The organism is Flavobacterium suncheonense GH29-5 = DSM 17707, from assembly GCF_000430025.1.
Classification (GTDB): Bacteria; Bacteroidota; Bacteroidia; order Flavobacteriales; family Flavobacteriaceae; genus Flavobacterium; species Flavobacterium suncheonense.
Genome location: NZ_AUCZ01000055.1, coordinates 1 through 1144 on the forward strand (window position 1 = coordinate 1; position 1144 = coordinate 1144).

The following is a 1144-nucleotide window of genomic DNA, read 5'->3' on the forward strand; positions in this document are numbered from 1 at the left end:
ATGGCTACGATTGAGTCTTTTGTAAGCTGATTTCATAACACAATTTTAAGTCATTTTTTTGTCTTGAAAATTGCGTTAGATTCTTGAGTCTGCTGTTAAATTGCGGTTAACGTTTTACGGCTTAAAACCGTTGCGGCAATTTACGAAATATTTGTTATGGAATGCAGTGCTCGAAAATCCGCAGGATTTTCTTTAAAGTTATAAACCAGCAATGGTTTTAAACCGTTGTTATACACCGTATTTCTTTAATATTTCGGAAAGTTTTTGTTTGAATTTAGGGCTATTGCTACTAACGTTAATGCCTTGCCCAAGAATGTTATTAGGATAACCATGAAATTTATGCATAAATAATTCTGTCAATTCTTTTCCAATTGAATAATCTCGATTTTGTATCAAACAAGAAGCCCAATCTCTTGTCGATCCAATTATTATATCTGAAAGTTGTAATAAATTTGAGTGATGGCATCTTGCATAATATAAGGTTTGGTCAAAATTTAAATTTTTTAAAGCCCCAGAAAAAAATGGTTGACCACTGCTTGATGTTCCTTTGTTGTAGGCATAAAAATATTCTTTATCAAAAGGCTTAGGATCATTTCCTTCAGGCCAATCTAAAATAACTTGAGTATAATCTGAATTATTCTCTTTAATAATCAATCCAAGCCTCATTAAAGTATTTGCAAATAGATAAGATGACAAATCTCGTTTTAATTCCCCTTGGTTTTTTGGTTTTTGTTGGAAATTTTCAACGCAAGATATAATTATTTTAACATCATAATTATTCATTTCGTTTATAATCTCTTTCCTAAAATCGTTATAATTTGATTTTAATTTTTCAAATTCATCAAGCTTTTTGAACTCTTTATATTTTTGTTGTACATCTTTTAAATTATACTTTATTGGTAATGTTTCCAGAATGTACTTTGATTTAATTTTTTTAATACTATTGCTTAAACGAATTTCGTCCTCTCTTTTGATGAGAATACCTCCAAGAATATTTACTGGAAAATGATTTTCTTTCGTTTGTGTTATTGCAGTGTCGTCGCAATAGAATTTATACATCGATTCGTTTTTTAATATGGTGTATAACGTTTCAGGCTTGGCCGACGTTGCGGCAATTTAAGAAAAAATATGTTATGAAATGCAG

1 protein-coding gene is annotated in these 1144 nt (G+C 29.8%); it reads right to left on the reverse strand.

Annotated elements, in window-relative coordinates:
- Positions 1 to 228: 228 nt before the first annotated feature.
- On the reverse strand, positions 229 to 1059 hold the full coding sequence (locus G498_RS0110150) for a DUF3800 domain-containing protein (RefSeq protein WP_026981043.1): 831 nt from the start codon (positions 1057 to 1059) through the stop codon (positions 229 to 231).
- Between the last annotated feature and the right edge of the window lie 85 nt (positions 1060 to 1144).